The 15,511-nt window shown below is 42.6% G+C and carries 18 protein-coding genes and 1 riboswitch; of the genes, 9 read left to right on the forward strand and 9 right to left on the reverse strand.

Features of this window, described 5'->3' with window-relative positions:
* Positions 1-270: 270 nt before the first annotated feature.
* Positions 271-1,653 (reverse strand): dipeptidase, encoded by a 1,383-nt coding sequence (locus AA0Y26_RS01540; protein WP_413364525.1) that lies wholly within the window; start codon positions 1,651-1,653, stop codon positions 271-273.
* A gap of 335 nt (positions 1,654-1,988) precedes the next feature.
* On the opposite strand from AA0Y26_RS01540, the gene AA0Y26_RS01545 reads away from it, so the two are divergent.
* Complete coding sequence (locus AA0Y26_RS01545; RefSeq protein ID WP_413364526.1) at positions 1,989-2,534, forward strand: RNA polymerase sigma factor; 546 nt, start codon at positions 1,989-1,991, stop codon at positions 2,532-2,534.
* Between the two features lie 268 nt (positions 2,535-2,802).
* Here the strand turns inward: AA0Y26_RS01545 and AA0Y26_RS01550 are convergent, their stop codons facing one another.
* Both AA0Y26_RS01550 and spx read right to left on the reverse strand, forming a co-directional pair.
* Complete coding sequence (locus AA0Y26_RS01550) at positions 2,803-3,231, reverse strand: MarR family winged helix-turn-helix transcriptional regulator (RefSeq protein WP_413364527.1); 429 nt, start codon at positions 3,229-3,231, stop codon at positions 2,803-2,805.
* A 59-nt stretch (positions 3,232-3,290) separates the two neighbouring features.
* Entirely contained in the window at positions 3,291-3,692 is a 402-nt protein-coding gene (gene spx, locus AA0Y26_RS01555) for a transcriptional regulator Spx (RefSeq protein ID WP_036153319.1), read from the reverse strand.
* A gap of 391 nt (positions 3,693-4,083) precedes the next feature.
* Between spx and AA0Y26_RS01560 the strand changes: the two genes are divergently transcribed.
* The 6 genes from AA0Y26_RS01560 (at position 4,084) to AA0Y26_RS01585 (ending at position 7,777) form a co-directional block, all read left to right on the forward strand.
* On the forward strand, positions 4,084-4,425 hold the full coding sequence (locus AA0Y26_RS01560; RefSeq protein ID WP_413364528.1) for a hypothetical protein: 342 nt from the start codon (positions 4,084-4,086) through the stop codon (positions 4,423-4,425).
* Between the two features lie 15 nt (positions 4,426-4,440).
* Complete coding sequence (locus AA0Y26_RS01565; protein WP_413364529.1) at positions 4,441-5,052, forward strand: PspA/IM30 family protein; 612 nt, start codon at positions 4,441-4,443, stop codon at positions 5,050-5,052.
* A gap of 148 nt (positions 5,053-5,200) precedes the next feature.
* Complete coding sequence (gene liaF, locus AA0Y26_RS01570; RefSeq protein ID WP_413364530.1) at positions 5,201-5,800, forward strand: cell wall-active antibiotics response protein LiaF; 600 nt, start codon at positions 5,201-5,203, stop codon at positions 5,798-5,800.
* A complete protein-coding gene (locus AA0Y26_RS01575) occupies positions 5,788-6,813 on the forward strand; it encodes a sensor histidine kinase (RefSeq protein WP_413364531.1) in 1,026 nt (341 codons plus the stop codon). The genes liaF and AA0Y26_RS01575 overlap by 13 nt, the downstream gene beginning before the upstream one ends.
* Positions 6,806-7,435 carry a response regulator gene (locus AA0Y26_RS01580; RefSeq protein WP_413364532.1) on the forward strand — a complete coding sequence of 210 codons (630 nt, stop codon included), beginning with the start codon at positions 6,806-6,808 and terminating at the stop codon, positions 7,433-7,435. The genes AA0Y26_RS01575 and AA0Y26_RS01580 overlap by 8 nt, the downstream gene beginning before the upstream one ends.
* 54 nt (positions 7,436-7,489) lie before the next feature.
* Complete coding sequence (locus AA0Y26_RS01585) at positions 7,490-7,777, forward strand: DNA primase (protein WP_413364533.1); 288 nt, start codon at positions 7,490-7,492, stop codon at positions 7,775-7,777.
* 101 nt (positions 7,778-7,878) lie between these two features.
* Here AA0Y26_RS01585 and AA0Y26_RS01590 read toward each other — a convergent pair whose 3' ends face one another.
* The 3 genes from AA0Y26_RS01590 to AA0Y26_RS01600 form a co-directional block, all read right to left on the reverse strand.
* Positions 7,879-9,447, reverse strand: coding sequence for an ABC-F family ATP-binding cassette domain-containing protein (locus tag AA0Y26_RS01590; protein WP_413368003.1), 1,569 nt, complete (start codon positions 9,445-9,447; stop codon positions 7,879-7,881).
* A gap of 97 nt (positions 9,448-9,544) precedes the next feature.
* A complete protein-coding gene (locus AA0Y26_RS01595; protein ID WP_413364534.1) occupies positions 9,545-9,730 on the reverse strand; it encodes an SE1832 family protein in 186 nt (61 codons plus the stop codon).
* 184 nt (positions 9,731-9,914) lie between these two features.
* A complete protein-coding gene (locus AA0Y26_RS01600) occupies positions 9,915-10,955 on the reverse strand; it encodes a PseG/SpsG family protein (protein WP_413364535.1) in 1,041 nt (346 codons plus the stop codon).
* A gap of 63 nt (positions 10,956-11,018) precedes the next feature.
* Between AA0Y26_RS01600 and AA0Y26_RS01605 the strand changes: the two genes are divergently transcribed.
* Positions 11,019-11,867 (forward strand): NAD(P)H-binding protein, encoded by an 849-nt coding sequence (locus AA0Y26_RS01605; RefSeq protein ID WP_413364536.1) that lies wholly within the window; start codon positions 11,019-11,021, stop codon positions 11,865-11,867.
* Between the two features lie 227 nt (positions 11,868-12,094).
* Positions 12,095-12,649, forward strand: coding sequence for an NADPH-dependent FMN reductase (locus AA0Y26_RS01610; protein WP_413364537.1), 555 nt, complete (start codon positions 12,095-12,097; stop codon positions 12,647-12,649).
* 81 nt (positions 12,650-12,730) lie between these two features.
* On the opposite strand, the gene ribE (AA0Y26_RS01615) is transcribed toward AA0Y26_RS01610, so the two are convergent.
* From ribE (AA0Y26_RS01615) to ribE (AA0Y26_RS01625), 3 genes are read right to left on the reverse strand one after another with little or no spacing between them, the layout of a single operon-like run.
* Positions 12,731-13,210, reverse strand: a complete 480-nt coding sequence (gene ribE, locus AA0Y26_RS01615) for a 6,7-dimethyl-8-ribityllumazine synthase (RefSeq protein ID WP_036153297.1) — start codon at positions 13,208-13,210, stop codon at positions 12,731-12,733.
* Positions 13,211-13,222: 12 nt separating this feature from the next.
* Entirely contained in the window at positions 13,223-14,413 is a 1,191-nt protein-coding gene (locus AA0Y26_RS01620) for a bifunctional 3,4-dihydroxy-2-butanone-4-phosphate synthase/GTP cyclohydrolase II (RefSeq protein ID WP_413364538.1), read from the reverse strand.
* Between the two features lie 10 nt (positions 14,414-14,423).
* On the reverse strand, positions 14,424-15,062 hold the full coding sequence (gene ribE, locus AA0Y26_RS01625; RefSeq protein ID WP_413364539.1) for a riboflavin synthase: 639 nt from the start codon (positions 15,060-15,062) through the stop codon (positions 14,424-14,426).
* 211 nt (positions 15,063-15,273) lie between these two features.
* A riboswitch (FMN riboswitch) is annotated at positions 15,274-15,402 on the reverse strand.
* Between the last annotated feature and the right edge of the window lie 109 nt (positions 15,403-15,511).

The following is a 15,511-nucleotide window of genomic DNA, read 5'->3' on the forward strand; positions in this document are numbered from 1 at the left end:
AATTACAGTTATTTTTTATATACACTAGGTAGTTTTTCCCTGTCTCAATTATATAATTTTACACAAAAAATGGATATACTTGGTATTACATATTTTTAAATTTTGATTTTTTTGTGACAATTCCGTAAATAGCGATTCGATAAAAGCATACTATGATAAATAAATTTCTACATAAAAAGGACTATCCGATTACTGGATAGCCCTTTGTTATTCTTTTGCAAAACCTTACTTCAGTGGCGAGTTTATCAACACACAGGCTTCTTTTGGTTTTTACAGTGGGAGAGTGGATACTTCGTACAGATAGTCACCAAGAACACGTAGTCCTTTATCAAAGTTTTCCAAATGGAAATGTTCATTCGGTGCATGGAAGTTTTCGCTTGATAAGCCAAAGCCCATTAATACGACCGGCAGCTGTAGAATTTGATCAAACGCTGCCACAATCGGAATAGAACCACCGCCGCGTGTATAGGCAGTCGGTACTTCATATACACGCTCGTAGGAACGTCCTGCCGCTTGGATGACAGGGTGATCGAATGGCGTGATGTAAGGAGCACCTTTGTCAAACTCGGAAATCGTGACCTCTACACCTGTTGGTTTATTCTTTTCAATGTGTGCTTTTAACAGTGTAACAATTTCATCCGGTTGTTGGTCTGGAACAAGACGACATGTAATTTTTGCGCCTGCTTCTGCTGGTAATACCGTTTTAATGCCTTCACCAGAGAAGCCGCCGAATACGCCGTTTACCTCTAATGTCGGACGGGCCCAAGTCTGCTCTAGATAGGAGTAGCCTTTTTCACCAAACAGCTCTTTTACACCTACTTCTTCTTTTAATGCCTCTTCATCAAAATTCAAGTCACGGTAAGCCTGGCGTTCTTCTTCAGATAATGGTCGTACATTGTCATAGAAGCCTTCTACCTGGATTGTGCCATGCTCGTCGCGGAAGGATGCAAGAATGTCAGCCAATGCATGGATAGCATTTTGGACGCCTCCACCGTAAAGACCAGAGTGCAGATCACCTTTTGCTCCTCGCACATCAATTTGGATACCAGCCAGACCACGAAGACCGTAGCATACAGCCGGCTTACCTGGTGCATAAAGCCCTGTATCGGAAATAAGAATAAGGTCTGCTGCTAATTTCTCCTTATTTTTCTCCACATATTGAGGAAGGTTCGCACTGCCGATTTCTTCTTCCCCTTCAATGATAAATTTCACGTTCACAGGAAGTGTTCCGTCTAATTTAAATAATGCCTCAATCGCTTTCAAGTGCATGAATACTTGCCCTTTATCGTCTGATGCACCGCGGGCGAACAGTTTATTATCGCGTACATCTGGTTCAAACGGGGGAGTTTCCCAAAGATGCAAAGGGTCAACTGGTTGTACATCATAATGGCCATAAAATAGAATCGTCGGTTTGCCTGGTGCATGTAGCCAGTCTCCATAAACGACAGGATGACCGCCTGTTTCATCGATTGTAATGTTTTCAAGGTTTACGCGTTTCATTGCTGCTGCAAGCCAAGAAGCGGCTACCTGCATATCTTGTTTATGCTCAGATAGGGAAGAGATGCTGGGAATCCGTAGGAATTCGTCCAGCTCTGCCAGATGCTTGTCCCGATTCTCTGCGAAATAAGCATCTAGTTTGGATAAATGACTCATAGTGGAGCCTCCTTCAATAATTTCGGTAATGGAAATATTATAGCATAAATGGAAGGCAAAATTGGGTGTCTGAACCATGGGTGAAATGCAGTCATTTTGAGAAGAAGATAGAAGGATGTAATTAGAGATAATACACGTTGTAAAAAATGGGCGGATAAAGGGTGTGCTATCATATCCAGCGCTATGTTACAAAATATTTCATCTAACCTTACAGCATTGTAAGAAAAATGAAAGCAAATACGATAGAGCGTAATATTTGTTTTTGCGAAAATGAAAATAAGAAAACGTATATAACACATTTCACATAAAACTACTCTAAACGGGAGAGATTTAAAATGAATGAAAAATTAACGGCTATTTATAATGAATTTGATCGATACATTTACCACCTATGCTTAAAGCTTACACGCAATACAAATGAAGCGGAAGATTTAATGCAAGAGGTATGGGTAAAGGTTGTCCGCTATGAACAAAACCTTGCCGAAGTAGATCATGTAAAGGCGTGGTTAACAACTATTACAATGAACACATTCCGTGACCGCTATCGTAAAAATGTACGACGCAGTAAATATATGATGAGTCAACCTGAAACATTAGACGTTCCGATTCTAGATTTGGTTCCAAACAATGAGTTATCGACAGAAGAACAAATCGAAAAAACGGAAGTCACGAAAATTGTTCAAGAAAAAATGCACCAGCTAGATACTATTTATCAAAAGACTTTATGGTACTTTTATGTAGACCAGTATTCATTGGCTGAAATTTCGACACTAATGAAGGTTTCCGTCGGGACAGTAAAATCACGTCTGTTCCGTGCAAAGGCACGATTGAAGGAAATTTTACTAGCAGATCAAAAATTAGAGACAGTTGTTACTGCATAATAGGGAAGAGCCCGCCATGATAGGCGGGCTCAGCCTGTTGACAAACGCTTTCATCCAGCGTTGCTTGCCTGGCGAGCGTTTTCAAGACAGGCTGAGTAAAACGATACTATATAAAACTAGCTGAAAAAACGTGAAGACAAAGTCAAAAGAAGACTTTGTCTTCACTCGGAGCCCGCCATTACAGGCGGGCTTTTTTGTGGGAAAATCTCCTTTAGCTTACAGAAAACCCGCCAAGAAAGTTCTTGGCGGGAATGACCGTATCATTTAATTATTTGGGTAAATGCATTTTATTGAAAATGGTATGCAATGTCGTGATTTCCTCTTCCGTCAACATGCCGAACAAATGATTGATGAGTGCTTCGATTTGCTTGCGGGAATTCTCCAGCACTTGGAGACCCTCTGCTGTAATAGAAATTTGAGAAGCACGGCGATCGTTCTCGCTTTGTGTTTTTTCAATGAAGCCGCCTTTTAGTAGCTTTGTTGTAAGTACTGTTACCCCGCCTGTTGTTACTTTTAGACGATCAGCAATGGCAGAAGGGCGCTTTGGACCTTCTTTGGCTAAGAATTCGAGTATCAAAATATGGGACTTTGAAAAACCGAGTTCGTTATGGCTATTCCATTCGTTTGCTACTTTGCGTTCTAGCACTGAAATCGATTCGAAAAGAGCTGTTAGGTTTTCTTTTCTTTTTTGGTCCATTTCCTCAACTCCAACACAGTCTTTCTATCATTTTTATGTAAATAAAGAAAGCGGCGAAATTACTCAACCGCTAGTCTTTGTAAAGCATTCAGTTCAAATGCACGTACTTTACGTGGGATGAAACGACGAATATCCATTTCATTATAGCCCACCTGAATACGCTTTTCATCTAATAGAATCGGGCTCCGCAGCATACGTGGGTGCTGCTGGATTAAATTATATAGCTCTTGGATTGACAATTGATCAATATCAACATCCAAGTTTTTAAAGTCATTTGAGTTTGTTGCAATAATTTCATCTGTTCCATCTTCTGTCATGCTTAAAATATTTTTAAATTCTGCTAGAGTAAGTGGTTGGGACGTAATACGTTTTTCTGTATAGGCGATATTATTTTCATTTAACCATTTTAAAGCTTTTCGTGATGAGGAACAGCTAGATTGTGTGTAAATTGTTACTGACATATAAATTCCTCTCTTCCAATAGTTTATTTTGAAATAGCCTACCAATAAGATAATTTGTCATAAATTTATCTTACTAATAAGATATCTGTTTTGCAAGTTTTTTATAGGTCGGCTGTGTATGTAATGTTTATCCATTTATTGTATACCCAGCTCTCTATAAATATATACGTCCTTTCACAAAAAAAGTTTCGTTTGTCAAAAAATTTACACACTTTTTCTTAAATCATCCTTAAAAGGGTATTTTAGGAGTTCCATAGATGAAATATAAAAAAACAAGGGAGTAGGAGGTCATCTCCGCCTGTAGACGGAGATGAAAATCCATTTAGGGACCGTTAAAACAATTCCTTATTCAAGATACGATAAATGTAACAAAACGAGAGGAGAAAAACAGATGAAGAAATTACTGAAGTATACGGTGATTGGTTTCGGTCTCTTAATTTTAGCTGGCATTTTAGCACCGATGATTGCCGGATTCCTGGTAGGAGCAGCCATTGTACTAGGAGGTTTCTGGCTCTATGAAAGAAGTGAGTCATCTGTCATGAAGCTGATTAGCATTATTGTCATGGTTTCTGGTGTTATGGCCGCAATCGGCAGCGCACCAATTCTTTTATTAGTCATCGCACCGGCAGTCGGTTATGTAGTCTATAAGCAATGGAAAAATGATGAGCCGAAAATGGTAACGGATAACCCCTTCGATAACTTCGAAGCGGAATGGAATAAGCTATCTAAATAAGAGGGAGAGAGATCAATGAATTTATTACAACGTTTTATCCATACAACTGAGGCGAAATTACATGAGCTTTTCGATTCAGCAGAGCGTAAAAATCCCATTGCTATGCTGAACCAATATGTCCGCCAGGCAGAAAAGGAAACAGAAAAGGTAGGCGGTCTTGTAGCACGTCAGGCTGATTTGAAAAATAAGATTGCTGCAGAATTAAAGCAGGTAGAAAAGAAGCAGCAAAAGCGTACAGAACAGCTTCAGCTGGCACAGCAATCAGAGGAGCAGGATTTGATTGATTTCACTTTATCGGAAGTGGAAGCCTATAAAACACGTGCAGATTTACTGCAACAGAGTCTGACAGAAGCGACAGCGGAGCATGCAAATCTTGAACGGCAGTTCGAGCAGATGAAGCATCGTTTACAAGACATGAAAGTACGTCAGCTTCAGTTAATGAGCAAGGAAAATGTGGCACATGCCCATTTCCGTTTAGAAGAGGCATCTTCTAAGCAGGCGGACCTGCATGCCAATAAATTCGGGGAAGCAACTGAATATATTGAGCGTATCTCCTTAAAGCTGAAGAACGACTACGAGATTACAACATTTGAACAACGTTTGGCGGCGCTTGAACGGAAGGAATAGTATAATGAAAGGTGTGGGGTGAAAGCTCCACATCTTTTTCCGTCTTTTAGCTCGATGAAGCGGGACTTGATCAAAGCATACTGTAGGGTGTTGAAAAAGATAGAAGAGTATTGATTCAATGGAGACCCTTTACATCGGAGGTGGGCAAATGAAAAATAAACTACTAGTAATCATTGGACTTATTGTATTTATAGAATTATTCATTTTTCATAACAGCGGTGTTTTCTTCCTGCTCCTCGCTTTTGCGCTATATGTACTGAGTGTACAAAAGGGGGAAAAAATGTATGCCTCAATTGCTCTAATCTTTGCCTTGCTTGCTGTCTTATCGATGACGACACTGAGATGGTTGATTCCCGCAGGCATTATTTATTGGCTATACCTGCATTACAAGCGAGACTCCTATATACCAGCTTTCTTTGGTACGTATCAGACAGAGGAGAAGCCCTATCCATGGAAAAATCAAGCCATTACAAGAGTATTCGGCAATGCAACGATTGATGCTACAAAAACTATTCTGCCGTTAGAGCCCGCATTCATTTCTATTTTTCAAGGAATCGGTAAAACAACGATTTTAGTACCCTATGATGTTGAGTGCTATATTGCGATAAACCAAGGCTATGGCAAAGTGCTCATCAATGGAGAATCAGTAAAAGTGCCGGAAAGTATTGTACTAGAAAAGGGCGGCCGGCGTAAGCTGATGATTCACGTATCAATCGGATTGGGCGAGGTGGAAATATGGCAAAGATAATTGGCTTTTGTTTTCGTACATTTTTGCTCATGACGATGCTCGGGGCTTTTGTTTATGGTGGCCTTGTTCTTTTGTATGGTGAGCCGAATGAAGAGAATTGGCGTCCGCTCATAGAGGAGTTTGGAACAGGCGGACTGCCGATACTCGTCATGATTGTTTTCGGTATCCTGGTGGCAAGTTTAGTCATCTCTCTTTGGATTACATCTATTATCGTCACAAAGGATTTCCAAACGAGCAGGCAGGTGAGAAAGCTGCTTGATATCGAACGCTACAAAGAGCAAAAAGCCTCTTCTCGGACAACAAGAAAATCTTTAACTGAAGTGGCGGAGCTTATTGAACAGCAGCGAAAGACCTTACACCGTATCACAAATGAAAAGGTGGAGGCAGATGAAACAATTGTCCGTCAACGCTTAGTAGAAGAAAGGCAGCGGCTCGCAAGGGAACTGCATGATTCAGTTTCCCAACAGCTATTCGCGGCTTCTATGCTGTTGTCGACTGTGACTGAAAATAATGAAGATGCAGCTATTTTGGTGCAAATTGAAAAAATCGTACAGCAGGCCCAGCTGGAAATGCGTGCATTGCTTCTGCATTTGCGTCCAATTGCCCTGCAGAATAAAACACTTGCACAGGGACTTCGAGAGCTTATTGAGGAACTGCAGCAAAAGGCGTCATTTGACTTGCATTACGAGCTTGCCGATGTTCCCCTAACGAAGGCACAGGAGGATCATCTGTTTCGTATCGCACAGGAGGCCTTGTCTAATACGCTTCGCCACGCCAAGGCAACGGATGTAGAGCTGGTGCTGATGGAAAGAGCCAATATGTACATTTTACGCATCCAGGATAATGGGGTTGGATTTGATAGCCAGCATGAAAAAATAGGATCCTACGGAATGAAAAATATTGTAGAAAGAGCAACGGAAATTGGCGGTATTTGTACTATTACCTCCGTAGTAGGCCAAGGCACAAGGATTGAGGTGCAAATTGCAAAGGAAACGGGGGAGAATCATGATTAAAATTGTTGTAGCAGATGACCATGAAATGGTACGTATCGGTGTAGTAGCATATCTTTCCGCCCAGCCGGACATGGAAGTAATCGGGGAGGCAGCAGACGGGAAAGAAGCCGTCGACAAGGTACTGGCTCTGCGCCCGGATATTGTCCTGCTGGATAATGTTATGCCGAATATGACAGGGGTAGAAGCTGCAATAGAGATTTTAAAGCATTGGCCGGAAGCAAGAATAATGATGGTTACAAGTTTTCTTGACGACGATAAAGTATATCCGGCACTCGAAGCGGGAGCTGTCAGTTATTTGCTCAAGACCTCTAATGCGAAGCAAATTGCCGATGCAATCCGCCGTACGGTAAAAGGGGAATCGGTCCTCGAACCAGAAGTGACGGCAAAAATGATGCAGAAATTCCGCAGACCAAACGTGACGCTTCATGATGAGTTGACCGACCGGGAGATGGAAGTGCTGCTCCTTCTAGCACAAGGAAAGACAAATCAAGATATTGCCGATGAATTATTTATCGGTATTAAAACAGTAAAGACACATGTCAGCAATATTTTGTCCAAGCTGGGAGTCCAGGATCGGACACAGGCTGTAGTCTATGCGTTTCAGCATCATCTAGTGAAATAAAGCACAGGCAAGCCGATATAAGAAAAAACAGACGGCAATAGGTGGGATATACAAGTGATAAAATCAGTAGGCGCAAGCGGAGCACACGTAGGCAGTCCCTCTCCGAGGAAAACGCAGGAACGGGCGCAAACAACGTTTCCGAAGGTAGGCGGGAATGAGATTCTAAGCGAGGAAAAGGCAAGCAGTTCATCAAAGCTGCTAGTAGCCGGAGCAAAGTCTGCGGCGAATGTTCGCTCCATTATTGAGGAGGAAAATGGCGTTGTCCGCCTGAATGCTGATGGTGACCGCTTGGAAGTAAGCGAAAGAGCTATTTCATTGGCAAAAGAGAAAATATATAGCTAAAGGAAAACAACTGGGACAGGTGGAGAGTCCTAGTTGTGTTTGTAGCGTGATCTTTATTGAAAAAGCCAGGCCGGATATTTACCGGCCTGGCTTTTTCATTTTTACATGTCTATTTGACCTGTTGTAAACCAGTCTTGTACATTCCAAACTTTCGTCGCTAAACCTTCGTAAAAGTCCGGTTCGTGGGATACAAGGACGATTGTTCCTTTGAACTCCTGCATAGCGCGCTTTAACTCTGCTTTGGCATCGACGTCCAAGTGGTTTGTCGGTTCGTCAAAAATCAGCCAGTTTGCTTCATTCATCATCAGTTTGCATAGACGGACCTTCGCCTGCTCACCACCCGATAAAGAGTTCAATGGACGTTGAATATGCTCCGTCTTCAAGCCTGCACGGGCTAATGCAGCACGTACCTGTGCTTGCTCCATGGAAGGGAATGCGTTCCATACATCATCAATTGGTGTGATTTTCTCGGCCTTTACTTCCTGCTCGAAGTAAGAAGGGAATAAGTAGTCACCACGAATAACTTTTCCGCCAAGCGGATTGATTTTGCCTAACATCGTTTTTAACAGAGTCGATTTACCGACACCGTTCATCCCTACTAACGCAATTTTTTGTCCGCGTTCGATTTGGAATGTCAATGGAGGCAATAATGGTTTGTCTTTTTCATAACCGATAAGCAGGTCCTCCGCTTCTACTACGTAGCGGCTGGATGCACGTGATTCTTTGAAACCAAACTCAGGCTTCACAGCTGTTTCGGGACGATCGATCCGCTCTAGGCGGTCCAGCTGCTTCGCACGGGATTTTGCACGGCCTGTCGTTGAATAGCGCGCTTTATTTTTCGCAATGAAATCCTCTTGTTTTTTAATGAACTCCTGCTGCTTTTCATATGCCTCGATGTGCTGGCGTTTGTTGATTTCAGCAAGCTCAAGGAATTTTTCGTAAGTAGCTGTGTAACGTGTCATTTTAGAGAATTCTAAATGGAAAATAACATCGACTACATTATTCATAAACTCCGTATCATGCGAAATTAGTAAAAACGCATGCGGGTAATTTTTCAGGTAGTTTTTCAGCCACGTAACGTGCTCTTCATCAAGATAGTTAGTGGGCTCGTCCAGTAACAGAACTTTCGGTTTTTCTAGCAATAGCTTAGCTAACAGTACTTTTGTACGCTGTCCGCCGGATAAGGCTGCTACGTCGCGGTCAAGCCCGATTGCATCAAGACCAAGTCCGCGAGCTACCTCTTCAATCTTCATATCGAGGGTATAGAAGTCTCCCGCATCCAAGGCATCCTGGATTTCAGCCATATCCTCCAGCAGCTTCTCTAATTCTTCAGGCGTCGCTTCGGCCATTTTCAACGTAATCTCGTTTAATTCCTCTTCCTTTTTATAAAGCGGAAGAAATGCATCGCGCAAAGCATCGCGCATCGTCCGGCCAGCTGTTAGTACGGTATGCTGATCAAGGTAGCCGTAGTGCGTGCCAGGAAGCCATTCGACCTTCCCTGTATCATGGATTGCCTGTCCTGTAATAATGCTCATTAATGTCGATTTCCCTACACCGTTCGCACCGACTAGGCCAATATGATCACCCTCGACTAAACGGAATGATACATCTTTAAAAAGCGTGCGGTCGCCAAAGGAATGACCTAAATTTTCAACCGTTAAAATTGCCATATGTTCTCGTTCCTCCAATAGTTTTTCATCTATTATGTTCATCAAAAAACTCGCGGTACGCGGCCGCGAGCAGAGTAGAATATGTTTTCAAAGCAATTTAAAACTCGGCTAATTGCTTGTTTAATTCTGCAAGTCGTGCTTCCATTTTTTCAAGGCGCTCCAAAGCTTGCTTAACCGATTCGGGATGCCCCACTGATTCCAGCTTTTCCATGTCGCCCTGCAAATTGATATAGTCCATTTTTAATTCTGTAATCTGCTGTTGTACCTGTGCTTTTGTTAGCATGGAAATGTACACTCCTTTACAAAAAATATTCCCGCTTCTTTTTGAGAATTTCTGCTCTCTATTGTAGCACATCCAGGGCCGATTTGAGAATGAGAATGGTTTTTCTCAGTAGTGAATGATGTAGAAGGGAAACTGGCATTATGTGGGATAGAGCAAAGGGTAAGCAGTTGGACCTTCATCGAACTTACAGTTGTGCCAGATGTCTACCATAGGCTAAGTCTAGAAGCAATGCCTGTAAAATCTCATTGTTCCCTAAAATTTCGAGTGAGCGCTGTTTGCGGATGGCACGCTCCCTGCGATGTTCATGTAATAATAGTTCCATCACCGCATTTTGGATGGAGGATTGTTTAATTTTACGTCCGAGACCTAAATGAATAAAACCATTTAATTCTCGTGCAAACGCGTGAGCAATTTCACGTTCATGCTGTGCAAGTGTAATACATGGAATACCGACTGCTGCTACTTTGTAAGGTGTGTAGTTGTTGTTGCATACGACAATGTCGGCGTCATGCAGCAGTTCATATAGAGCATCTGTACTTTTGACAATCTTGGCATTGCGGCGGCTTAACAGCATCATTTGTAAATCTCCGATAGGATGCTTATATTCATCATCAATTGCCACAGAAATTCTAAGAGGAACATGAAGCTGTGTCAAATGACGCAATGTGCGATATGTTAGATTATGCTCGTCCCCATCCTCAAAGGCTATAACAATATGAGGGGGATGGTTTGTCAGCTGGTCATCCCGAATAGCGGCAATTTCCGGAAGGTGTCTATTTACCGCAAATGCATAGCTGCCAGCTAATGTATTTGCAGGCAGCAGCTCACCTGATGACCCTAAGTCCTCAAATAAGGCGACTACATTACAGTCCGCCAGTACATTGCCGCTGCCAAAATCATCAAAGTGAACAATCGTTTTGCAGAACGGGCGCAGTATCTCTACCTGCTCTGCCACTGTATCTTTGCCATCCTGAATAATTAAATCCAGATCAAGATTGCGGATCGACTTGACAAGCTCCTCGTATTTTTCAAATAAAACAGGCGTCACGCCTATTTCTTCAAAGCGCTTTAACGCATTCATATCGTTAGTTTTCACGAACATAAAAACAGATTCTTCATTTAATAGTTTACTTAACAGCATTGCTCGTTCAAGTGGATAAAGACCTTTAATAGGGCAATGTTCCACAATAAAAGCAATTTTCCTTTTTTGATTTGGCAAATTCATCGCATCCTTTCTCTCGCCTGTTCTTTTTAAAATATGGTGAAAAAATGGTAGTTATGTGTGAAAATGAAACAAAACTATAGAAAAGGAAAGGCGGGCTTGCATATGGGAATGCGTTCAGCCATCGTAGTAGGAGCAACGGGGCTTGTCGGGTCGCACCTTGTCCAATTGCTGTGTGAAAGTGAAGAATATGTTTCTGTTACGGTACTTACAAGAAGAGAACTAGGTTATCAGCATAAAAAGCTAGTCGAGCGGATTGTAAATTTTGATGAATTAGCAGAGGCGGACTTAGATTTTGCACATGAGGTATTTTGCTGTCTCGGAACGACTATAAAAAAAGCGGGGACACGAGAGAATTTTGAAAAGGTAGATTTGGAGTACCCCCTGCATATTGCTTCATTGGCAAAAAAGAAGGGGGTTCGGCATTTTATCGTTATTTCTTCCATGGGAGCGAATGAAAAGGCGCTTGCCTATTATAGCCGTGTAAAAGGAAAGCTCGAAAAGGAGCTGATCGAAATGGAATTCCCGCAGTTATCGATTATCCGGCCATCCTTACTTGTTGGGGATCGTAAGGAGTTTCGCCTCGGTGAGAAGGCTGGGGAACTGGTATTGAAGGTAATGAATCCTTTACTCATCGGTCCATTAAAGGGCGTAAGATCCATTCAGGCGAGCCAAGTAGCGTTGGCAATGAAGGTGATTGCTCTGCATGGAAATGGGGCGAAAGCGGCCATTTATGAATCATCCCAACTGGCAGCGCTGCAAATGCCAGCAGTAGAAGAAGAGCAGGAAGGTTCACGTGAGAAAATGTTTGATTGGACGAAGGGAAAGAAAGAGGAGCATACTCCTGTAGATGAAGAAGTAGTATTTGACCGTGCAAAATTAAAGGAAAAAACATTGAAAAAGGACGACGAATAACGCTGTTTCTTGAACAGCTGCTTTAAAGCTATAGACATCATGGGGAACCCAAAATGGTGCTTAACCAGTCTGCAAAGAAAGGCAGTGAAAACTTACTTAATGATTTATTACCGGTTACGCCTTAAGACTGAATTTACACGCAGTGTCTATTCGACTGGCCTCTTCTTCTGTTACAATGTTATATGAGTATATCAACTCGTGTATTTTATAATGGAGGCAAGAGTATAATGAAGATTCTACTAGTTGACGGCACAGTATTCGGTCGTAAGACAGGTGCAGTACTACAACAAGTTCAACGATATATTGCAGACTTAAATACAGATTTAGAGTTAGAAATTCTTTACTTCAGTGACCTGAAACATCAAATTTTAGATGGCAGTCCGCTGAATGACGATATGAAAATGATGATTCAAAAATTTGAAGAGGCAGATGGCTATATCTTTGCATCACCTATTTTCCAGGCATCTATTCCTGGTGTATTAAAAAATGCATTTGATATGATTCCTCCTAAAGCGCTGCGCTATAAGCCGGCTGCTATGGTTGGGAACGGAGGCACATATCAGCATCACCTTGTTCTAGAAAATCAACTGAAGCCAATCCTTGATTACTTCCGCTGTTTAGTGACACCAAACTATGTGTATACACATGCAGATCACTTTGACGCAGAAAACAATATCGTAGATGAAGAGATCCATATACGCCTGAAAGAATTGGCGCGTGTGTTTATCCAATATTGTGAGATGAGTAAGGCTTTAAAACAAGAGCCAGTAAATGCTCAATAAAAATAAAAAAGAAACCCCGCGGGAATAATGCCGCGGGGTTTCGCTATTAAGAGATTTACCTAGTTGTGCTGTTACTGTTAGTTAAGAGGAGGCACCTGGCAGTAACCGACTTAAGTTTGCCATCTCGATAGCTGATACAGCGGACTCGTAGCCTTTATTTCCTGCCTTTGTACCGGCGCGTTCGATAGCCTGTTCAATTGTTTCTGTCGTAATAATACCGAAAATGACTGGTACACCTGTTGATAGACCGACACTTGCAATGCCTTTTGCCGCCTCGTTGCATACATAGTCATAGTGGGTTGTAGAGCCGCGTATAACAGTCCCTAGACCGATAATCGCATCATACTGACCTGACTCTGCCATCTTTTTAGCGATGAATGGTACCTCGAATGCTCCTGGCACCCAAGCTACATCAATATCTTCTTCTGCCATACCATGCCGCTTCAATCCATCCATTGCCCCGCTGAGCAGTTTTGCTGTAATAAATTCATTAAACCGGCCTACTACAATGCCGACCTTCAACCCTGTTCCGATTAATTGTGCTTCAAATGTTTGTCCCATTTTACTCATCTCCTATGCGAAAATATGATTCATTTTTTGTTTTTTGACTGATAGATAATGTGTATTTTCCGGTACCGCTTCGATTTCTAGGGGTACACGTTCCACAACTTCAATTCCGTATTGTGCGAGTCCCTGTATTTTGGCAGGATTATTTGTCATGAGGCGGACTTTTGTGATGCCTAAATCCCTCAGCATTTGTGCACAAAGCCCGTAGTCTCGCATTTCGGCAGCAAAACCAAGCTGTTCATTTGCCTCGACTGTATCATAGCCCTGCTCCTGTAGTTCATATGCCTTTAGCTTGTTTAATAGCCCAATGCCACGCCCTTCCTGTGCCATATAAAGAACAATGCCTGTACCTTCCTGCTGAATCACCTGCAGCGCTTTATGAAGCTGAGGTCCGCATTCACAGCGCTTAGAGTGAAAGATATCGCCTGTCAGGCATGCGGAATGAATGCGAACAAGGGGGGAAGTCTCCTTGGAAAGGTCGCCTGTATAAAGTGCTACATGTTCCTTGTCATCGAGTAGGTTTGAATAGCCGATCATTCGAAAATCACCAAATTCACTTGGCATTTGCACACTGGCCTCGCGAGATACGAGCTGCTCGCGTTCGTAGCGGTAGTGGATCAGATCCGCAATTGTGATAATTTTTAAAGCGTGCTGTTTAGCAATTTCCAAAAGCTCAGGAACTCTAGCCATTTCTCCGTTTTCTTTCATGATTTCACAAATGACACCGGCTGGTTGTGAGCCGCAAAGGATAGCCAGATCGACCGCTGCCTCTGTATGGCCATTCCGAACAAGGACGCCTTTTTCCTTTGCAATTAATGGAAATACATGGCCGGGACGGCGGAAATCCCCAGCCGTAGCTTGGTCATCAAGAATGCTCAAAATTGTATCGGAGCGTTCAAAGGCACTAATGCCTGTCTCTGTCGTCTTATAATCGATACTTACTGTAAAAGCTGTCTGGTGGTTGTCCGTATTGTTGCCAACCATTGGATGGAGAGCCAGGCGTTCAGCGAGTGCAGGGGAGATAGGCGTACAAATGAGCCCTCTACCGTGTACTGCCATGAAATTGATATTCTCAGGTGTTGCATGTTCCGCTAATATGACAAAATCCCCTTCATTTTCACGGTCCTCATCGTCAACGACAATAATCGGTCTGCCAGCCTTTAAATCTTCTATTGCTTCGTCAATTGTATGAAACATTGTGTACCTCCTAAAATCCATGTTGATGCAGAAAATCCATGGTAAGTGAAGACGTCTCTTGGCGCCCCTTAAATTGATTGATAATATACTTGCCTAATAGGTCGGTTTCGATATTTACCAAGTCTCGTTCCTTTTTCATGCCAAGTACCGTTTCACGGTAAGTGTGGGGGATGAGTGAAACAGTCAGCTGTCGGGGCTGTAAGTCAAAAATCGTCAAGCTGGTACCGTCTATTGCAATTGACCCCTTTAACAGGCAATATTGGCTGAGTGTTTCACTGATAGCGATATCAATATATACAGCATTTGCTGCAGGGCGCTTTCTCAAAATAATACCGGTACCATCTACATGCCCGGAGACGAAATGACCCCCAAATCGGCCGTTCGCAGGCATGGCCCTTTCCAAATTCACATAATTACCGGGCTGGAGAGACTGCAGGCTTGTTGACTTGACAGTTTCAGGCATTACATCTACTGTAAAATGCTTGTTTGCAAAGCGTGTGACCGTAAGACAGACACCATTAACTGCGATGCTGTCCCCAAGATGGACATCTTCGAGGATTTTCTCAGATGAAATGGTCAGCTCCATAGAGTCTTGTCCCTGGGCAATCGACTGGACCTTCCCGACATCCTCGATAATTCCTGTAAACATTTCTTCTCCTCACTTTCCTAAAAGGTTTTATATGTCTTGCTGTACAGGTTTTCGTACCACTGGCCAAAGCAAGATGACCCATAATTTTTCTCATAGATATCACGCTATGTGGTGGCCAAAAATACGTCTCTGAAACGAAAATGAGCCCCTTATAAAAAGGGGCTCATGAGTAAAAGGCGTCACTAAATAAGCCTTGCTATGAAGACTTTTTCAGCTCCTTCTTCCATCCAGACTGTTACTGTCGGCTTTGGATTCGCACCAAATCCTGCTGTTACGCTCGCGGGCTTAAGATTTCTCTATCACCGCCGATTGGGAATTACACCCGACCCCGAAGGACTTATTTATTGTTACTCTACATTATAGCACTACATCTGTGGAAATCCAGAAATTATCTGAAATTGTAGAGAAAATACGTAATTTAAGGCGAAAGGGGTAAGAAGTAGAGGCAG

This window comes from Lysinibacillus canaveralius (assembly GCF_047301505.1).
GTDB lineage: Bacteria > Bacillota > Bacilli > Bacillales_A > Planococcaceae > Lysinibacillus_B.